Source organism: Arhodomonas sp. KWT (assembly GCF_010993615.1).
In genome coordinates this window covers 1-523 of record NZ_WNXE01001123.1, presented here as the reverse complement: position 1 = coordinate 523, position 523 = coordinate 1, and the positions used below count along the sequence as shown (strand labels likewise).

The 523-nt window shown below is 71.1% G+C and carries 2 protein-coding genes; both read left to right on the top strand.

The genetic code is table 11. From position 1 onward, the window contains the following. Nucleotides 1–198: cytochrome o ubiquinol/quinol oxidase subunit IV (locus G7A99_RS24490; RefSeq protein WP_205600063.1), on the top strand; the 198-nt coding region annotated here is incomplete at its 5' end. Continuing rightward, on the top strand, nt 195–523 hold a 329-nt coding region (locus G7A99_RS24485), incomplete at its 3' end, for an SURF1 family cytochrome oxidase biogenesis protein (RefSeq protein WP_305792380.1). The genes G7A99_RS24490 and G7A99_RS24485, both read left to right, overlap by 4 nt.

Genomic DNA, 523 nt, shown 5'->3' with positions numbered 1-523 from the left:
GTGCAGATCGTCGTGCACATGGTGTACTTCCTGCACATGAACTCCCGCTCCGAGGGCGGCTGGAACCTGATGGCCATGCTGTTCACCCTGATCATCGTCGGCGTGACCCTCGCCGGGGCGCTATGGGTGATGCACAACATGAACGCCAACATGATGCACCTGCCGCCGATGGGCGCGGAGGAGATGCTGCACCGGTGACCGGGCCGCGCGGCGGCCGGCCCGCGCGCGGTGCCCGGGTATCGGCCGCATGGGTGATCGTGGCGGTGGGGCTGTTCGCCGGCTTCGCCGCACTCGGGACCTGGCAGCTCCAGCGCCTGGCCTGGAAGCGGCACCTGATCGCCGCCGTGGAGGCCCGCACGGACGCCCCGGCGGTCGCGGCGCCCGGTCCGGCGCAGTGGGAGGGCATCGGCTCGGGGGACGCGCGCTACCGCCATGTGCGCGTCACCGGGCACTACCTCCACGACGCCGAGACCCTGGTCCACGGTACCAGCCGCCTGGGTTACGGCTACTGGGTCATGACCCC